General features: G+C 61.8%; 16 protein-coding genes. 11 read left to right on the forward strand and 5 right to left on the reverse strand.

What is annotated here, in order from left to right; all coding sequences use genetic code 11:
* Window positions 1–58: 58 nt before the first annotated feature.
* A complete protein-coding gene (locus QOU61_RS08635) occupies window positions 59–949 on the reverse strand; it encodes an AraC family transcriptional regulator (protein WP_289657688.1) in 891 nt (296 codons plus the stop codon).
* A 135-nt stretch (window positions 950–1084) separates the two neighbouring features.
* Here QOU61_RS08635 and QOU61_RS08640 point away from each other — a divergent pair, with 135 nt between their 5' ends.
* Window positions 1085–2239 carry an alpha/beta hydrolase family protein gene (locus QOU61_RS08640; RefSeq protein WP_289657689.1) on the forward strand — a complete coding sequence of 385 codons (1155 nt, stop codon included), beginning with the start codon at window positions 1085–1087 and terminating at the stop codon, window positions 2237–2239.
* Between the two features lie 37 nt (window positions 2240–2276).
* Window positions 2277–3518, forward strand: a complete 1242-nt coding sequence (locus QOU61_RS08645) for an MFS transporter (RefSeq protein WP_289657690.1) — start codon at window positions 2277–2279, stop codon at window positions 3516–3518.
* Window positions 3519–3591: 73 nt separating this feature from the next.
* On the opposite strand, the gene dinB is transcribed toward QOU61_RS08645, so the two are convergent.
* Entirely contained in the window at window positions 3592–4839 is a 1248-nt protein-coding gene (gene dinB / locus QOU61_RS08650; protein WP_289657691.1) for a DNA polymerase IV, read from the reverse strand.
* Window positions 4840–5663: 824 nt separating this feature from the next.
* On the opposite strand from dinB, the gene QOU61_RS08655 reads away from it, so the two are divergent.
* Entirely contained in the window at window positions 5664–5933 is a 270-nt protein-coding gene (locus QOU61_RS08655) for a hypothetical protein (RefSeq protein WP_289657692.1), read from the forward strand.
* A gap of 147 nt (window positions 5934–6080) precedes the next feature.
* On the opposite strand, the gene QOU61_RS08660 is transcribed toward QOU61_RS08655, so the two are convergent.
* Window positions 6081–6845 (reverse strand): NAD(P)H-binding protein, encoded by a 765-nt coding sequence (locus QOU61_RS08660; protein ID WP_289657693.1) that lies wholly within the window; start codon window positions 6843–6845, stop codon window positions 6081–6083.
* Window positions 6842–7306, reverse strand: a complete 465-nt coding sequence (locus QOU61_RS08665; protein WP_289657694.1) for a nuclear transport factor 2 family protein — start codon at window positions 7304–7306, stop codon at window positions 6842–6844. Before QOU61_RS08665 ends, QOU61_RS08660 begins: the two co-directional genes overlap by 4 nt.
* A gap of 352 nt (window positions 7307–7658) precedes the next feature.
* On the opposite strand from QOU61_RS08665, the gene QOU61_RS08670 reads away from it, so the two are divergent.
* The 8 genes from QOU61_RS08670 to QOU61_RS08705 all read left to right on the forward strand — a co-directional run bounded on the left by QOU61_RS08670 (window position 7659) and on the right by QOU61_RS08705 (window position 16168).
* Complete coding sequence (locus tag QOU61_RS08670) at window positions 7659–8561, forward strand: LysR family transcriptional regulator (RefSeq protein ID WP_289657695.1); 903 nt, start codon at window positions 7659–7661, stop codon at window positions 8559–8561.
* 132 nt (window positions 8562–8693) lie between these two features.
* Window positions 8694–9392 carry a pirin family protein gene (locus QOU61_RS08675; RefSeq protein WP_289657696.1) on the forward strand — a complete coding sequence of 233 codons (699 nt, stop codon included), beginning with the start codon at window positions 8694–8696 and terminating at the stop codon, window positions 9390–9392.
* A gap of 28 nt (window positions 9393–9420) precedes the next feature.
* Window positions 9421–9846 (forward strand): DoxX family protein, encoded by a 426-nt coding sequence (locus QOU61_RS08680; RefSeq protein ID WP_289657697.1) that lies wholly within the window; start codon window positions 9421–9423, stop codon window positions 9844–9846.
* Window positions 9847–10115: 269 nt separating this feature from the next.
* Window positions 10116–11873 (forward strand): CocE/NonD family hydrolase, encoded by a 1758-nt coding sequence (locus tag QOU61_RS08685; RefSeq protein ID WP_289657698.1) that lies wholly within the window; start codon window positions 10116–10118, stop codon window positions 11871–11873.
* Between the two features lie 14 nt (window positions 11874–11887).
* Window positions 11888–12676: an enoyl-CoA hydratase/isomerase family protein gene (locus QOU61_RS08690; RefSeq protein ID WP_289657699.1), complete on the forward strand. Its 789-nt coding sequence runs from the start codon at window positions 11888–11890 to the stop codon at window positions 12674–12676.
* Between the two features lie 67 nt (window positions 12677–12743).
* Window positions 12744–14426, forward strand: a complete 1683-nt coding sequence (locus QOU61_RS08695; protein WP_289657700.1) for an AMP-binding protein — start codon at window positions 12744–12746, stop codon at window positions 14424–14426.
* 65 nt (window positions 14427–14491) lie between these two features.
* Window positions 14492–15394 carry a dioxygenase family protein gene (locus QOU61_RS08700; protein ID WP_289657701.1) on the forward strand — a complete coding sequence of 301 codons (903 nt, stop codon included), beginning with the start codon at window positions 14492–14494 and terminating at the stop codon, window positions 15392–15394.
* 93 nt (window positions 15395–15487) lie between these two features.
* The gene (locus QOU61_RS08705) at window positions 15488–16168 is read left to right on the forward strand and encodes a TetR/AcrR family transcriptional regulator (protein ID WP_289657702.1); all 681 of its coding nucleotides are present in this window, start codon (window positions 15488–15490) and stop codon (window positions 16166–16168) included.
* A gap of 49 nt (window positions 16169–16217) precedes the next feature.
* Here QOU61_RS08705 and QOU61_RS08710 read toward each other — a convergent pair whose 3' ends face one another.
* A complete protein-coding gene (locus QOU61_RS08710) occupies window positions 16218–17498 on the reverse strand; it encodes an MFS transporter (protein WP_289657703.1) in 1281 nt (426 codons plus the stop codon).
* Window positions 17499–17534: the final 36 nt, after the last annotated feature.

Here is a 17534-nt window from a genome sequence, read left to right on the forward strand (position 1 = left end):
AGACACCTTATGGCGCATCGCCTGCTGTGGCACGGGCCGAATTGGCCGAATCGTCCGATTAGTCGAGGGAGCCGGCAGATCGCGCTTCCTCAAGGACATAAGCGCGGCGGCGGAAGATACCCGGCGAGAGTCCCAGGTGTTGTCGGACAAATCTGGTGAAATGCGTCAGTTCGGCGAAGCCCAATTCTGCTGCGACTTCCTGCAATCTGGACGTTCGATAGACCAGCGCTTCGGTGACGAGGCTCATGCGAGCCCAATCAAGGTACTGCTGCGGCGATGCACCGACGGTTCGCTTGAATTGCTCGAAGAAGCGCGATCGAGACATCCCGACTTCGCAGGCGATCGCCTCCATGCTCGGATTTTCGTGGGCTCGATCCCGAAGGATGCGGACGGCGCGGCGGATCCGAGCATCGGTCATGCGACGCTCACCGCGGTGCTCGCTCGACGCATCTGCGTCCGTGACCGCTCGGAGGAAATCGGCAACGAGCGTCTCGTAGATTCCGTCCGCTTCGACGGCAGCCCCTGCTACAGCGTGCGCAAGCCTCCTTGCCTTCCGCCTCACTTCGTCGGTGTTCGGCACCAGCTGGCTGGAAAAGATTGCGTCGGCGTGGGCCGACGTGGTCGGTAAGATCCGGCTCAGCCAATCCGGCTTGATCAGAAGCGCCAGGACCTGCGAGGGACCGTTCGCACTCGGCTCCTTTTTGTGCGGCTGCCAAGGATTGAACGCGATCGTCACCTCCTCGCTGAGGTGGAGCGGCCGCTTTTCCGAGATGAAGAGCGGGTCGGGGCCCTCCAGCCGGAACAGCAGGTTGTACTCGGCGTGAACATGGGGGACCAGCGCGCGGGCTATTGGACCGACTGTCACCCGTCCGAAAGATCCCTGAATGATGCCGGCGCCATAAGACTCGCCGTCTCTGATGATCCGATGTGGTCCAAGGCGATGAGGCATCCGCGCGGCCTGTTCAATTTCCGGACGATTCGATCAGTCGTGGGACGGTCGGACGTCCCGAGTCTGATCGGCCCCTCCTATACCAGCATGGAAGCGTCCTGGCACCGAACCTGCCCGAAGGAGGAAGCCGAAACAATGTTCTTCTATTTTCCCGGTAATTACATGTGGTCGTTGGGAGTCAACCGCTGCCTCGCGGCCGGCGGTCACTTTGGCGAGATCAATTGGGCGCTGCAAGGGCTTCAGGCGGCCGCCAAGGCGCCTCCTCAGGGCGACTCCGAAGCCTGGTATGCAGCATGGCTGAAGCTGGCGCATCAAACCGCAGCGATCGGAGAAGAAGCCGAAAGCAAGGGGCACCGCATTACCGCCTCCTCGCAATTCTACCGTGCCGCTCAATACTATCAGTGGGCGGAGGCGTTCCTCGATCCGGACGACGAGCGCGCTTCGCCAACTTACGGGCTTCACCTCAAGAGCTTCGATCGCTTCGCCTTGCATGCGCCTTCCCGTGTGGAGGTCGTAGACGTGCCCTTCGGGTCGACCACCCTGTCGGCCTACTTCGTTCCGGCGCGCGGAACGACCGACCGTAGTCCCGCTGTCATTCTCTGGGACGGCCTGGACGGCACCAAGGAAGAGATGTTTCCGATGGCGTCTCATCTGGCCGCGCGCGGCATTTCGTGTCTCGGAATCGACATCACAGGCCAGGGTGCCTCCCTGCGCTTGAACGGTCTGAAGGCACGGCACGATACCGAAGTCTGCGCCACGGCCGCCTACGAGTGGCTCAGCGCGAGGCCCGAAGTAGATGCATCTCGGGTGGGATTGATCGGTGCGAGCATGGGCGGCTATTCCGCCCCGCGCGCGGTCGCATACGAGAAAAGGATAAAGGCGTGCGTCGCATGGGGGGCGATCTACGATTATCACGATGTTTGGGTTCGACGCCTCAACTCGATCGGCAGGGGCGCGACCCTGGATTACGGGCAGGCGCTGGGCACGACGGGCAAGCACCTGCTCAACATCGTCGGGGCCACGGATTTCGACGAGGCGCTGAAGCTGCTCGAGCCTTTCCATCTTCGCGAAGCGGCGCTGCTGATCTCCTGCGACATTCTCCTGGTTCACGGCGAGCATGATCGGCAGACCAGCCTCGAGAACGCGAAGGCGCTGTTCGCCGCGATCGGATCGAAAAACAAGCAAATGCGCGTTTACACCGCGGAGGAGGGCGGCGCTGCCCACGTGCAGCTCGATCGCCAGGAGCCGGCGGCGAGTCTGATCGCCGACTGGTTCACCGATCACCTTTGACTCGCTGATGGCGTAACTCGAGCGACGGGAGGGTGACGTGGGTTCCCTGCAACTGCGTGTCGTCCTCCTTTGCTCGGTGGTGGCATTCCTGGACGGGTTCGACATGCAATCGGTCGGGCCCGCCGCGAAGGAAATTGCGACCGATCTGAATGTTCTGACCGTCCATTTCGGTTGGCTGTCCAGCGCCTTTCAGATCGGCTTTCTTACCGGCTCGATGGTGTTCGGACCTCTCGGCGACCGGCTGGGTCGAAAGTGGCCGCTGGTCGGCACGACGGCGCTGTTTGCCGTTTGCTCCCTGGCGATGGCCGTTACGAGCTCTTTCGATCTGTTGTTGTTGTTTCGGCTGTTTGCCGGCATCGGTCTTGGAGGTGCCACGCCGATTTATGTGAGCCTCGCCTCCGATCAGGCTCCGCCCGACAAACGGGCGCGCGTCGTCACTCTGATGTCGGTGGCTGTGCCGCTCGGCGGCATGGCCGCCGGCCTCGTCAGCTCGGTGCTGATTCCCATGTTCGGTTGGAGAGCGGTGTTCTTTCTCGGCGGGATCGTGCCGCTCGCGGCCACGGCGGTCATAGCCGTCGCCCTGCCCAAGGAGGACGTGAAGCGGCCACCTGCGGCAGGACAACGGATGGGCACGACGACAACGGTCCAGCAACTTTTCGTCGCCGAAGAGCGAGTAAAGACGACGTGGTTGTGGCTCACCTCGCTGATGGTGTGGTCTGCGCTTGTCGTGAATGCTTTCTGGTCGCCGACCCTCATGCAGCAGGCGGGCTGGTCGGTTGCAACAGCCGGTCAGATGACCGGCGTCTACAATCTCGGCGGGGTTTTGGGAACGATAGCTATCGGAGCCGCGCCCGCGCGGCTGCGGTCCGATCAGGTACTGATGATCGCGCTCGCGGTCGGCGGCATATTGATTGCGCTCGTCGGCCTTTCTCTGGGCAGCAAGCCGCTTATGACAGGCGTAGTGTTCCTCTCCGGATTTTGCACGTCTGCGGCGGGGTATGCCTTGCTGGCGTTTTCCGCGACCGTCTATTCGGCCTTCATGCGTGCGACCGGCGTCGGCTGGGCGCTCGGATTTGGTCGCATCGGCGCGGTTCTGGCGCCGCCGGCAGCGGGGTTTTTGGTAGCGGGTGCTTTCCCCGTCGAACAGATGTATCTCTTCTTCGGCGTACCGTTCGTTCTGGCAAGCGTCTTCGTCAGTCTCCTGTGGCGAGAGATGGAACGACGTCCGAGCCATACGAGGACGACAACGGGCGCGAATCCTGAGAATGTTGCGCCGTGAACAGAAACCAACCGGCGCCGTTCAGGACACAACCGGGCGAGCTCTCGCCTGGAAACGGCATGCGCGCGCCGGATTAAAGGTCCTTCTGCGCAAGCTCGCGAAACGCGTCAGGGACGGAACGGGCGAAATCCAGCGCGACGGATCCATATCCGGCCGCCTCGTGCCCGAAGCGATCGCGGATCAGGTCGATGGCGTGGTCAGCCGACCAGCGCGCCATCCCTTGCCTCGTGCCGGGCCGGCGCTTCTCGTCGTCGAGTCCGAGTGGCAGTTCGAGTTGCATGTCCCAGCGCGTCTCGAGGTGCGACACAGAGATCGCCAGCAGCGAGATCGTCTTCTCGTCGGGATGATCAGCAAGCACCCTGCGTACGAGCTGCTCGGCGATCTCGGCCAGGATCGCGGTCGCCGAGATCGGCGCATCGAGCGTGACGGAGCGCGTGACCGATCGAAGGTCGGCGAAACGAACGCGGACGGTCACGGTTCGCCCGGGCCGCACGCTCGCCCGCAGCCGGGTGGCAACCCTGTCGGCAAGATGACGCAGCGCAGGGCCGAACACCTGCTCGTCGGCAGGCCTTTTGCCGAGTGCCGCCTGCGCGCCGGCCGAGTGCGCCCGGCCATGCGCTTTGATCTCTCGCGCATCGCGGTTCCACGCCAATGCTGTCAACTTCTTCCTGGCCGCGCGACCGAGTAGCTGCTCGAGCGACGATCCCGGCGCCCTCGCAAGCTGCCCGATGGTATGGATGTCGATTTCGGCGAGTCGGGCTCTGGTGACCGGGCCGACACCCCACATCAGCTCGACGGGTAGCTCATGCAGAAAAGCGAGCTCGGCGTCGGGATCGACCACCACCAGCCCGTCGGGCTTAGCCACTTGCGAGGCGACTTTGGCCAGGTGCTTGGTGCGTGCGACGCCAATCGAGATCGGCAGGCCAAGCTCTGCGCGGACGCGGCGCCGGACCGCACTGGCGATCTCGCCCGGCGATCCGAACAGATGCGTGCAGCCTGCAACGTCGGCGAAGGCCTCGTCGATTGAAATCCGCTCGACCAGCGGGGTGAAATCATTGAGCACATCGATCGCCGCATCACCCAGCCGCTTGTATTGCTCGAAATGGCCGTCGACGAAGATCAGGTGTGGACAGAGTTCGCGCGCCCGCCATCCGGACATGCCACCGCTGACGCCGAAGGCCTTGGCTTCGTAGGACGCGGCGAGCACGACGCCGCCGCCGACCGCGATCGGCTTGCCGCGCAGAGATGGGTTGAGCAGCTGCTCGACGGATGCATAGAAGGCGTCGAGATCCGCGTGGAGGATGCTGGCCGTCGTTTCCATCCCGACCGTTCCGCCGCGACATTTGGAGTATTTGACCATAAGAACAAAAAGAGAACATTAAGTCAATGGTGGTTCTGCCTCCCGGGGCTCCGGCGTGGCGCTTCACAATGCAAGCCAAAGAGGCGGACGCGGGAGGCACGTGCCCTTTCAACATTCGACTTTGGGCACGCAGGAGCTGAGCTCGTTCAGGACGAACTAACGAGCTGCATCATGCGTAAGGTCCGACAGGTAACAGATCGCACCTGAGACATCGGTGACAACCTCGTGCCGAACGGGTTGTCGAGGGGCTGCGAGGTTTTCTGCGCGAGGTCGAAATATCCATCGCGACTACTCGCTGGCCCGACGCCTCGGGTGACCGGATCCATCACCTAATCTTGTTGGATTAAGGCTGCGATAAATCGGTCTCGAAGGAAGAAGAGCCAGCCCTTTCCGGGTCCGCTCTATGGTGCGCCATAACCCTGCTACACGGGAGAATCGCAGTGAGTGCTGATCGATCGCGACGTGCTGTTCTCGTTTACGCAATGTTGGCAGTGAGAACCATTGCGCTTGGCATTCCTGCCGCGCGTGCACCTGACGCCGCGTATGTTCCGGACCAGTATGTGGTCCGGCCGAGCGTCCAAGTTCGCCACGTGGATTGCGGATCCGCGCCGCGAACCGTGCAACCCCATATGCCTGCGCGCGATCCTTTCGCGCAGATGTTGCTGGGGTAAATGGCCCTCAAGCTCGGCGGCCGCAGGATGGTCACCGCTCTGCCGCGCAAGCTTCTTCACTCGTGGAGTCGGTGACTTTTGACTTCGTTCAAGATCGACAACTGGGAGCGAGCCATGCCAGGCAAGATCGTTTTTGTTGGTGTAATGGTTCTGGCGTCGTTGTTGCCGGCGAGCGCTGGATTGGCAGAGGATGCTCGGCTACCTCACAAAGGTGAGTGGCCGATTCAAAATGGTCGCAACTACCAACCAACTCAGCACGATTTGAAAGCGTTGGATTTCGAGGATGTCACGCCCGATCAGGCGCGCGAGCTCGACCGATTGTACGATCAGCTCCTGTCAGGCGGTGAGAAAGTTCGCAACCGGCGTCCAGCACGCGCACATTGATCGCCCTGTCTCGGCCAACACGTATTCCTGCTCGCGTTGCAGGGATCGGGCGCGAGCGCGGGCCGGGAAATCGAGCCGAACAGCTCCTTGAAGTTAACGTGGCTTCACGATGCAAGCCAAAGAGGCGGGAGGTGGAGCGGAGTTCGTCTATGAAAAATCCGGGATGCCATTTGGGCAAAGCGACTCGGCAATACCTTGGATGTCGCGGTTCTCGAAGACCGGACCTCGGCGCTCATCCGTTCGCTGCAACGTGACCTCGACCATCACTCGGGCCAGATCGTCGGCGCGGATCACCTGGTGGGGGAACAGCACCCGAAACGCAGGGTAGATCGCGCGCAACAGGCGGTAGCTGAAATTCGGTTCCCTCCGCGGCGTCCCCGGGTAGATATATGCGGGTCGGAAGAGGTAAACGCCGGGGAAGCCCGCCGCGAGCAATGCGTTCTCGGCCTCGCCCTTGTAGCGTGCAAAGGGCATCCGACTTCGTCCGGTCGGGTCTGCGCCAGCACCGCTTAAAAATGCGAATGCCGCGGCGGGGCTGCTGCCACGGAGAACGCGCGCGAACTCGATCGTGTAGTCTACGGTTATCGTGCGTAGCTCTTTGTCCGATACCGTCCCCGTGTAGGTCCCCAGGCAAAACACTGCCGCGTGCTGACCAGAGAGCGCCTCCGCGAGTGCCGAGCAATCCGCGAAGTCTCGATGAAGAACCTCGACGAGCTTCGGGTGCGGGATGCCGACCGGCTTGCGCCCGACAGAGGTCACATGCCCAACGGCGGGGTGATCGAGCATGTAGCGGAGCGCGTATCCACCGACCATTCCCGTCGCGCCCACGATGACAAGATTCTTCTGGCCCGCCGCCGGAACGTTCGTCTCCGATTCCGAGGCGCTCGTTGAACCCGTCTGGCTCGCTGTCATGAAAGTGCGCGCTCCTCCAACCAGTCGACGTAGAGCCGGCGCTCCGCAAACAGCCACGAGCCGTCCATCTTCACGAACGTGTCGAGGTAGCGGAGCGCGGCGAGCATCAAGCGCCGCTTTCCATCGTCGACCGTAACGTGATGTGCCAGGCAGTAGGTTTCCCCTGTGGCTCGGTCGGGCGACAGCGAAAAGATTGTGCTCTGTCCGATAAAGTGTGTCGTGGCATCGTATTTGTTCAATTCCGCGAAAACTGGAGCAAGCGCCTCGCGCGAGTGCAGTTCCTGCGACGGTATCGGATCCTTGGCGTTCATATACACCACGAAATGCGTGTCTGCGGTGAAGAGCGCCATCTGGCCTTTCGCATCGCGCCGATCGGCGCAGTGTGCGTAGGCATCGACGAGCTCCCGGATCGCAAGGCGATCTGCGGCTTCGCCGGGCGAGATGGTAACGTGTTCGCTCATGAGCTGGTCTCCGTGTCTCAGCGGGACAGGGTGCCCTCATTCGAGAGCGCGGTCTTGAACAACAACGCTATTGCAGACCGGGGCGGAACTTGGACCCTGTCGTGCCCTGCACACGGGCTCCCGGCCAATCATTGGATGATCGGAGAAGTCACCGTCCAGTCCAACGTGCTTGTGCCTGCGGCAGGGCACAAGCGCCGCCAACTGTGATCCTGCACCCGAACTTCGCTTTCACAATCTCCAGCTTGCTTGCAATCAAGCTGACCATTATACTATACAATCGTAAAGATTAGTCAAGACCGGCTGCGCGTAGGCTGGGGAAGGTGAAACTGATCCGAAAGGCCGATCACGGACCATGATGCGCGACTTTAATGACCTCCAGTTCTTCGCGGCCGTCGTTGTCCATCACGGGTTCTCTGCCGCAGCCCGTGCATTGGGCCTGCCGAAATCACGCGTTAGTCGTCGCGTCGCCTTGTTGGAGGAGCGGCTCGGAGTGCGGCTGCTCGATCGAACCACGCGAGGACTCGGCCTGACCCAGGTCGGCCAACAGGTTTTCGAGCACGCCCGGGCAGCGGTGATCGAGGCCGAAGCTGCCGAGGAGGCCGCGTTTCGAATGCAGGCCGAGCCTCGCGGGCTTGTTCGACTGAGCTGCCCGCTCGGACTTCAGGGCGCGATTGCCGGTCCCTTGCCGGGTTTCCTTGCCGCCCATCCCCAACTGCGCGTTCAATGCATCACAACCAACCGCCGGGTCGACTTGATTCACGAAGGGGTCGATGTCGCAATCCGCGTTCGGGAACGTCTCGACACCGACGCCGACCTGCAAGTGAAGCGGATCGGCGTCAGCCGACGCATCCTGGTCGCGAGCCCGGACCTGCTGGCGACGGCGGGTGTTCCGATGTCGCCGGCAGACCTTGCCAACTTCCCTGTCCTGGACCAGGAAGAACAGAGCGGCGGCACTTGGCAACTGACGGCCGAAAACGGTGATGTCAGCAGCATAGCCGTCGAGCCTCGTCTTGCGAGCGGCAGCTTCGACATTTTGATGGCGGCCGCACGCCAAGGCGCAGGGATTGCGCTGCTGCCAGCCAGTTATTGCAAAGACGCGCTTGCAACCGGCGCGCTCGTACGAGTGTTGCCCGAATGGAGCGGCACCGACGGCATCATGCATCTCGTCTTTGCCTCGCGGCGAGGCATGTTGCCAAGTGTTCGGGCGGTGATCGACTTCGTTGCCGCAGCGTTGAGATCGTCAGCCGTCCCATAGAGCGGGCAGTCGGTCGCTCGTTCACCAGATGGAACGACGCGTCCATAATCTGCTGACTAATCCGGCCGTCGGTTCGGCGCCATAACCATTCCTGAAACAGACACCCATCGAGTCTGAAGTCGAGGAACGGTCATGTTGCAACTTCGATCCAAAGAAACGCTTGATCATGGTGATCTTGGCTGGCTGAAGGCGCACCATCACTTCGTCGTTTCGGCCGGCGGCAATAAGGCGAATGGTGCCCTCGGCGCCCTCGTGGTCTGGAATGACGACGAGATTGCGCCCGGCACCGGCTTCGGCCGCCACTCCCATGCTGACATGGAAATCGTCACCTATGTCCGCCAAGGTGCGGTGACGCACGAAGACAGCACCGGCAATGTCGGCCGGACCGTGGCCGGCGATGTCCAGGTCATGAGCGCTGGAACTGGGATCAGTCATTCCGAACACAATCGCGACGAAGACCCCCTCAAGCTCTTCCAGATATGGTTGCTTCCGCGCCACCGCGGCGGAAAACCGCGCTGGGACAGCCGGAAATTCCCCAAGGCGGATCGCGCCGGGCGCCTCATCGAGCTGGCAAGCGGAGATCCGAAGAGTGCCGATACCCTCCTGATCCGCGCCGATGCGCGGGTCCTGGGCGCCACCCTTCTTGCCGGAACCACCCTCACTCACGCGCCGGCTCGATTCCGGCACGCCTATCTCGCCCCCACTCAGGGCGTGATCCTTGTCAACGGGCAGCGGGTTGCGGTCGGTGACGGCATCGCCGCCATCGACGAGCCCGAACTCACCATCACGGCTGAGGAGAATGCTGAATTCATCCTCGTCGATGCCGCCTGAACTCACACCAGCAGAAGGAACAAACGTTATGGACGCTACCCGCTATCTTCCGTTCCTGGGCCGCCTGTTGATCGGGCTTCCGTTCGCCATGAGCGGGCTCGGCAAGCTTGCGGCTTACGGTCCGACCACAGCGAAGATTGCCGCAGTCGGCCTGCCGCTGCCGCCACTGGCCTATGCCATAGCCGTCGTCCTTGAGCTCGGCGGCGGCCTCTTGCTGATCGCCGGCTACCAGGCTCGTCTGATCGCAATGGCCTTGGCGCTGTTCTCGCTGGCGACGGCGGTGTCGTTCCACAGCAACTTCGCCGACCAGAATCAGATGATCCACTTCCTCAAGAACGTCATGATGGCGGGGGGCCTGCTCCAGATCGCGGCCTTCGGTGCGGGCGCGCTCAGTCTCGACCATCGTCTTTCGAAGGGCCGCGGGGCTACTGCGAGTGCCGTACCGGCTCGCTGATCCGTTCGGCTTCGCTGCCATAAGGGGCTGGCCAGGGAAGGCTGCGTAAAGCTTGTGCGCCGCAGTGGCATCGCGGAGGCCGGCACCGATTGTCCTGCCAGTAGGACACGCCGTCCCATCAGCGGCCCGGAACGACGGAAAATTATACTTTACGATCGTAAAGTAAAATGGCATAGTCCCCTGGTCGGGCGGAGGATGCATGGTTCGTCACCTTCTCGGCCCATCGCCAAAAGTCGACCACGCGCGTCGCCAAAAGCTGGAGTGAAACGATGATCGAGGAGCGGGACATCAGCGTCGCCATGAGGGACGGCACGCGGCTTGCGGTCGACGTCTACCGCCCGGATGCGCCAGGCAAATATCCGGTGCTCTACGCGTCCGCGTTGCACAACAAGGACATCCAGGGGCCCGACATCGCGGACATCTTGCCGCCGCAACCGGCGCATGCCCCGCTCTGGTTTGGTCCGATAGAGGCGGGCGATACACGGCGCTTCATCGCCAACGGCTATGTTCATGTGATCGCGCAGCCGAGGGGCTCCGCCAAGTCGGAAGGGCACTACGGCCACGAGGACACGGACCACTACGATCTGATCGAATGGATCACGCAGCAATCGTGGTCAAACGGCAAGGTCGGGATGGTCGGCATCTCCGGTTATGCCGGTGAGCAATGGCGCGCTGCCGCCCAGGGACATCCCGCGCTCAAGGCCATCTTTCCCTACGACGCGTGCAGTGCGTATGGCGGCATGTTCGGATTCCGTGACTTCAATCCGGGTGGCGTTTTGCACAGCTTCCCGTATCTGCTCGATGTCTTCAGCACGGTTCACGAGTCCCGCGACAGGCCCGCGGAACTCCCCGCCGCCGAGGAAGAGCTCTGGCGCTGTGCCATGCGCAATCCGGACTACAAGCAGTACATCAACCTCTACAACATCCTCACGCAAAAGGGGCAGCGCACGTTCGTCATGTATCTCATGATGACGCACCCCTGGGAGTTCGACGGTACGGTCGAGCGCGCGGAAGAAATCTTCAGGAAAATCAAGATTCCGTTCTACACGGGCTCGGGAGCCTATGCCTACAGCTACAAGCTTCATTGGCTCGGCGCGCAGCACTATTTCCAGAACGTCGATGCGCCAAAGAAGCTGCTGTTTACCGGGCCGGCCCATCTGGAGCGGCCATTCCATCAATACCACGACGAGATCATCCGCTGGTACGACCATTGGCTGAAGGGGCAGGACACCGGCATCATGAATGAGCCGCCGGTGCGTTACTGGCTCATGGGCGCCAACGAGTGGCGAACCGGAACGGATTGGCCGCTGCCGGAGACCCAGTGGACGAAATACTATCTTTCCCATTGGGAGACCCTGTCGACCGAGCCGCCGCGACCCACTTCGGATGTTGGCGCTGCGGCGCGCGAGCCGGACGTCTTCACCCAGATGCCGGTGACGCGGACGACGAAGGTCGAGCGCCTGCGCTACATGACCGATCCGTTGCCGCATGACGTCACCGTCGCCGGCCCGATCACCCTGACGCTCCATGCGGCGATCGACCAGGACGACACCAATTGGATCATCGTGCTCAAGGACGTCGGGCCTGACGTTTCGGTTCGCACCGCGCGCGAGGGCGAACGGGATGTGCCGTCGTCGTTGCCCGAGCGTGAACTGACGCGAGGCTGGCTGAAGGCGTCCTATCGCGCGCTCGACGAAAAGCGTTCAAAGCCCTGGGAGCCGTTCCACAAGCTCACACAGGACGCCATCGCTCCCGTCAAGCCGGGCGAAGTGGTCGAGTACCAGATACAGATCCTCGCCACAGCGAACCAGTTCAAGGCGGGGCATCGCATTTGCCTCGAAATTACATCCATGGATGTCCCGACCGGCACCGGGGCGATGACCAACGTCGAGTACATCCCCTACCACGTCTGCAGCAGTACGACGGTCACCCACAAGATCTATCGGGATGCCGAGCGGCCGTCGCATCTGCTGCTGCCCATCATTCCGGGCCCCACCGATCAGCGTCCGGCTGACGTCGGCATATAGGAGGAGGAATTGCAATGACGACGATCCGATTTGAACGAGACGGCGCCATCGGAAACATTGTGCTGGCCAATCCCCCCTTCAACCGGCTCGACCTGCGCTTCGCGGAAGCCTTGCGAGTGGCCGTGCACCAGGCCAGCGAAAGCGACATCCGCGTGCTCGTGGTTCGCGCCGAGGGACCGCACTTCAGCTTCGGCGGCGAAGTGCGCGAATGGCCTGGAAAGGACATCAACTGGTTTAGGACGTTCGTCGCGGACGTGAATTTCTCCTATCGCGCCATCGAAATGCTGAAGATACCGACGGTGGCGGTGGTGCAGGGGATCGCTTTCGGCGGCGGCTTCGAACTTGCGCTGGCCTGCGACTTTCTCGTCGCAGCCGAGAATGCGACCTTTCGCTGCGTTGAAGTCACGACCGCGATGCTGCCGATCGCGGGCGCCCTGCAGCGGATCGCCGAGCGCGCCGGCCGGGCTCGCGCGTCGCGGTTTGCCATGCTGGGTGAACCGATTTCCGGACGTGAAGCCGGCGCGCTTGGAATTGCGACGCATGTGGTGCCCGAGAACGAGCTCTCGGCAACCGCAGCCGCATTGACCAAACGGCTCGCGACGGGGCCGACCAGGTCGTACGCCGCGACGCGCACTCTGCTCAAGGCTTGGTCGAGCGGCGGTGTGGCCGCCGCCGATCTTATGATGCTCGACGTCGCGATGGAGCTCTACCACGGCGCCGACGCCCAGCGCGGCTTCGCGAGCACGGCGGATGCCTTCAACAAGGACATCGAGCCGCCAACGCTCGTCTTCGAAGGAAAATGAGCCGCCCGTGCAAGGTTGGCATGCAGCGGCGGTTGTCCAGGATTTCGTAAATCGACGGGAGGTATTCGTGCAGCGCGAAAGCTACGTGCATGGCAATAGTGGACCGCCCTTGATCGGAAAGACCATTGGTGCTCTTCTCGACGAAGTGAGCGCAGCTGACGGGTCTCGCGAAGCGCTGGTCGTTGAGCACCAGAAGATTCGCTGGACCTACGCCGAGCTCAAGTCGCGTTCCGACGCATTCGCCTCGGGGCTTCTGGCCCTCGGCCTGGAGCCCGGAGATCGGGTCGGCATCTGGTCCCCGAACTGCGCGGAATGGACGATCGCGCAGTTCGCGACGGCGAAAGCCGGTCTGATCCTTGTCAACATCAATCCTGCCTATCGCCTGAGCGAGCTGGAGCACGTCCTGCGCGCCGTCGGATGTCGCGCGCTGATAAGCGCTGCTCGCTTCAAGACCAGCGACTATATCGCAATGATCCGCAAGCTTGTCCCGGAGCTGGGAAACGGAGGCGGCGAGCTGCATAGTTCGCGCCTGCCGGAACTGCGACACGTCATCTCGATTGCAGGGCAACACGATGGCTGCCTGTCATTCGACTGGGTCCTGGAGAAGGGCAAGCAAGCTGGTAGCGGCCGAATCGAAGCCCTGTCGGCCACGATCCAGATGGACGACGCGGTCAATATCCAGTTCACCAGCGGCACTACCGGATTGCCGAAGGGCGCAACGCTCTCGCATCACAATCTGATCAACAATGCCTTCTTCGTGGGCGAGGCGACCGGAATCGAGCGTGGTTCCCGCGTGTGCATCCCGGTGCCGCTGTATCACTGCTTTGGCATGGTGATGGGCAATCTCGGTTGCGTCACCCACGCGGCGACGATGGTCTATCCATCCGAGTCGTTTGATCCGTTGAGCACCTTGGAGGCCATCGAGGCCGAGCGTTGCGATGTGCTCTACGGCGTCCCCACGATGTTCATCGCCCAGCTGAACCACCCCGAATTCTCGCGCTTCGATCTGCGCTCGCTCCGGCGAGGGATCATGGCGGGCGCGCCGTGCCCGATCGAGGTCATGAAGGAAGTCGCGTCGACAATGCACATGGGCGAAATAACGATCGCCTATGGAATGACCGAAACCAGTCCCGTGAGCTTCCAGAGCAGCCGCGACGATCCGCTCGAGCTGCGCGTCTCGACGGTCGGTCGGATACAGCCACACCTCGAGGTCAAGATTGTCGACCGTCACGGCCGGATCGTGCCGCGCGGGGAGGCCGGCGAGCTGTGCACCAGGGGGTATTCCGTCATGCTCGGCTACTGGAATGACGAGGCACGGACAAAGGAGGCCGTCGATTCGGCCGGCTGGATGCATACGGGTGATCTGGCGACGATCGATGACGATGGATATTGCCGCATTGTCGGACGGATCAAGGATATGGTCATCCGCGGCGGCGAGAACATCTATCCTCGTGAAGTCGAGGAGTATCTGTATCGGCATCCCGATATTCAGGACGTCCAGGTTTTCGGCGTGCCGGACGCAAAGTATGGCGAAGAGCTCTGCGCCTGGATCATTTCGAAATCCGATGCCACCCTCGACGAGGAGAGCGTCCGCAGGTTCTGTCAGGATCGGATCTCGCATTACAAGGTCCCTCGCTACATCCGTTTCGTGGAGAGCTTTCCGTCTACGGTGACCGGAAAGGTTCAGAAGTTTGCGATGCGTGAGGCGATGATCGAGGAATTCGCCCGCGCGACGAAGGCCCGTGCGTGAGATTCGGCGAAGCTCCCCGACGACGCTCATAACGGGCGACGACCTTCCTGACCGAGGACATGAGTATGACATCGACCGGCTCGGCCAATGATCCGAGAGAAGAGATCTTCCCCGAACTGACGCGCGACGTGATCGCTCGCATGAAGGACGGCGAGAGCAAAAGGCTGCGTGAGATCATGTCGTTGGTTGTCAGCCACGTCCATGCGATCGTGCGCGAGGCAAAGATCACGCATGATGAATGGTGGCAGGCGATCGACTTCCTGACCCGTGCCGGCAAGATGTGTTCGGACAGCCGGCAGGAGTTCATCCTCTTGTCGGACATTCTGGGGATTTCGATGCTGGTCGACGCCATCGATCACGTTGGGGGACCGGGACTGAGCGAATCGACGGTTCTGGGCCCGTTCTATGCCGGACAGCAGCGCGAGCTTGCTTCAGGCGAGAGCATTCTTCTGCGCGAAGAGGAGGCCGATCCCTTGGAGATGCGTGGCCGCGTTACGGACTCAGAGGGACGGCCGATCGCGAACGCGCTGGTGGAGGTCTGGCAGACCGCGCCCAATCAACTCTACGACGTCCAGGACAAGGATCAGCCGGAGGGGCATCTGCGGGGCAGCTTTCGCAGCGACGCCGCTGGCACCTTCAGATTCCGAACCATCCTGCCTGTAAGCTATCCGATTCCGGATGATGGTCCCGCCGGCCAGTTGCTTGCGGCGATGGGGCGCCATCCGTTCCGGCCGGCACATATTCACTTCATGATCAGCGCGCCGGGATATCGCACTCTTGTCACGCATCTTTTCCTGGACGGGGACGAATATCTGGGGAGCGATGCGGTATTCGGGGTCAAGCCATCTCTCGTCATTCGTCCCAGGCTGATGGACGGCATCAACACGGTCGAATATGACTTCGGGCTTGCCGACGAGCGAGAGTCGACGCGAGTGCAAGTCGAGGAGCTCCGTCGGCAGCGTCGATAGCTTTGGATAATCGGTCACGCGGCAGCCCGTGATAGACTCTTGAAGGGACATTCCGTACTTTGCGTGGCGGGAACCATGTTAATCGAAGGCGAAATGGCGAAGAAAACTGCCCGGCGAGAGCGCCCGCGCAAGAGAGCCGAACAACAGCGCTCGATTGAGACGCGAGTCTCGATCCTCAATGCCGCCATTGCGGAATTTGCCGAACGGGGATTCGAAGGAGCGAGCATTCGCGCCATCGCCGATCGGCTTGGCCTGCAACATCCGTTGATCACCTATCACTATCGCAGCAAGGACATTCTCTGGCGGGCAGCGGCGGAGCATGCCTTCGCCCAGATACGGTCCGAGTGGGATATTTCCGCGCCCGAAGAATCCGGTTTGTCACCGCTGGCGCGGCTCCGCCGAGAATACAACACTCTCTTCCGATATACCGTCGCGTTTCCTGAATTTCATCGGTTCATGCGCCAGGAAACTTTGACGAATAATCCGCGGCTGAAATGGGTGGCGGAAACGGTCCTGGCTCCGCTTCTGGGGCGGTTACTGCCGCAGATCGTGGAGGCTCAGAAACAGGGTCTCCTTCCGGCGGCTGATCCCATTCTTTTCCACTACATGATGGTTAGCCTTACCGCGACGCTCTCGGAGTTTGGACCTGAAATGCAGGCGACGAGCGGATTATCCTCCGAGGATCCGAAAATTGTCGAAGCGTATTGGCGTCTGGTTGACGAGATGGTGTTCGGCAAGGAGTCGAAGCGCGTCGGAAAAGCGCACAACCGCTGAAAGCCTGTTGCGCGGCTCCCGATCTTGCGGCCGGGGCCGCCGGCCTGCTTTATGCCCGCTCGGTCGCTGGGATATCGACGGGCTGCGCGCCGTTTACGCTCGTCTTGTCTTCGACCGGATAGCGATACGGACCGAGACAGAGTATCACGGCGCTTGCGAGCAGCATGAACACGCCAAATGACCAAAGGGCAGGCTCATAGGAATGCAGCCGCTCAAAAGCCAGGCCCATCAGGTACGGTCCAAACGCCGAGCCAACGACGAAGCTGGCGAACAGGTAGCCGTATAACTGGCCGAAGCGCTTCATTCCGAAATACCGCGACGTGAGGAAACCGATCATGTCAATTTCGGTACCGGATGCCAGGCCAAGGCTGATGATGCCCGCGACGGGAGAGAGGGCGCTATCGAGCAGGTATATTCCAAGGCACGGCAACAGGAAGAAGAAGGTCGCGACGAACGGCGCGAAAATCCTGTCGACAAGATATCCCGATAACAGGCGGCCAGCCATGGTTGAGAGGCCGACAGCGATCATGAGGGCCGCGGCGGTCTCGGGTGAGTAACCCTTGTCCGTCAACAGAGGTACGGTATGCACGACCATACCTTGAGTCACGGTCGAGACGAGCAGCAGAGCGACTGCGATAAGCCAGAACCGGCGGCCTGCGAGTGCCTCTCGTACCTCCAGATCGGGTAGCCGAGCCGGAGAAATTGCAGAAGGCGCGGTGGGGGCGCGATCGGCGGCCTTTTCGTTGATAGGCTCGCTGATGAACAGAAACACGGCCGGAAACGCGATCATCAGGGTGAGCAGGCCAAGCCCGACATAGGCCGTGCGCCAGCCAAAGCTGCCGATAAGCCATTGGGCATATTGCGGGACCAACGCGGCTCCAAGGCCGATCCCGCTCATCGTTATGCCCAAGGCCAGGCCGCGCCGATCGTCGAACCAGGCGGAAACGCACTTCGCGTAACCGAGCGGCCCCTGGCCCGACCCCAGGAAACCGGCAATCGCAAAGAAAAGCATGAATGCGACGACCGAATTTGGCGTCAGGGCGATGAGTGCGATGCTGGAGGCCGACAGGACGACGACCGGAAGCAGAATGGTCCGGATGCCCCATCGATCGATCAGCCAACCAACGAACGGGACAGCGATCGCGGACGATATTGCGGCAAGACCGCCGGCGGCGGAGATGCTGGCACGATCCCAGCCGAAATCCTGGTTCAACGGTTTGATGAACAGGCCGAGCGTGTAGAGAATGACCGGTCCCTGAGCGACCAGCATCGACAGCGTCGCGCCGAATACGATCCACCATCTGCTTCCGAAAGCTGGCACCTCAGCCATGTTTCTCCCCTTTGGTTGATAACCGCGCGTCTGCGC

The sequence above is a fragment of the Bradyrhizobium sp. NP1 genome (genome assembly GCF_030378205.1).
Taxonomy (GTDB): Bacteria; Pseudomonadota; Alphaproteobacteria; order Rhizobiales; family Xanthobacteraceae; genus Bradyrhizobium.

What these genes read in the sequence shown, in the direction of transcription:
- QOU61_RS08640 (WP_289657689.1), top strand. Translation starts at nt 1,085, where the DNA reads ATGTTCTTCTATTTTCCCGGTAATTACATGTGGTCGTTGGGAGTCAAC.
- QOU61_RS08665 (WP_289657694.1), bottom strand. Translation starts at nt 7,306, where the DNA reads ATGAGCGAACACGTTACCATCTCGCCCGGCGAAGCCGCAGATCGCCTT.
- QOU61_RS08670 (WP_289657695.1), top strand. Translation starts at nt 7,659, where the DNA reads ATGATGCGCGACTTTAATGACCTCCAGTTCTTCGCGGCCGTCGTTGTC.
- QOU61_RS08705 (WP_289657702.1), top strand. Translation starts at nt 15,488, where the DNA reads ATGGCGAAGAAAACTGCCCGGCGAGAGCGCCCGCGCAAGAGAGCCGAA.
- QOU61_RS08660 (WP_289657693.1), bottom strand. Translation starts at nt 6,845, where the DNA reads ATGACAGCGAGCCAGACGGGTTCAACGAGCGCCTCGGAATCGGAGACG.
- QOU61_RS08675 (WP_289657696.1), top strand. Translation starts at nt 8,694, where the DNA reads ATGTTGCAACTTCGATCCAAAGAAACGCTTGATCATGGTGATCTTGGC.
- QOU61_RS08710 (WP_289657703.1), bottom strand. Translation starts at nt 17,498, where the DNA reads ATGGCTGAGGTGCCAGCTTTCGGAAGCAGATGGTGGATCGTATTCGGC.
- QOU61_RS08635 (WP_289657688.1), bottom strand. Translation starts at nt 949, where the DNA reads ATGCCTCATCGCCTTGGACCACATCGGATCATCAGAGACGGCGAGTCT.
- QOU61_RS08680 (WP_289657697.1), top strand. Translation starts at nt 9,421, where the DNA reads ATGGACGCTACCCGCTATCTTCCGTTCCTGGGCCGCCTGTTGATCGGG.
- dinB (WP_289657691.1), bottom strand. Translation starts at nt 4,839, where the DNA reads ATGGAAACGACGGCCAGCATCCTCCACGCGGATCTCGACGCCTTCTAT.
- QOU61_RS08655 (WP_289657692.1), top strand. Translation starts at nt 5,664, where the DNA reads ATGCCAGGCAAGATCGTTTTTGTTGGTGTAATGGTTCTGGCGTCGTTG.
- QOU61_RS08700 (WP_289657701.1), top strand. Translation starts at nt 14,492, where the DNA reads ATGACATCGACCGGCTCGGCCAATGATCCGAGAGAAGAGATCTTCCCC.
- QOU61_RS08690 (WP_289657699.1), top strand. Translation starts at nt 11,888, where the DNA reads ATGACGACGATCCGATTTGAACGAGACGGCGCCATCGGAAACATTGTG.
- QOU61_RS08685 (WP_289657698.1), top strand. Translation starts at nt 10,116, where the DNA reads ATGATCGAGGAGCGGGACATCAGCGTCGCCATGAGGGACGGCACGCGG.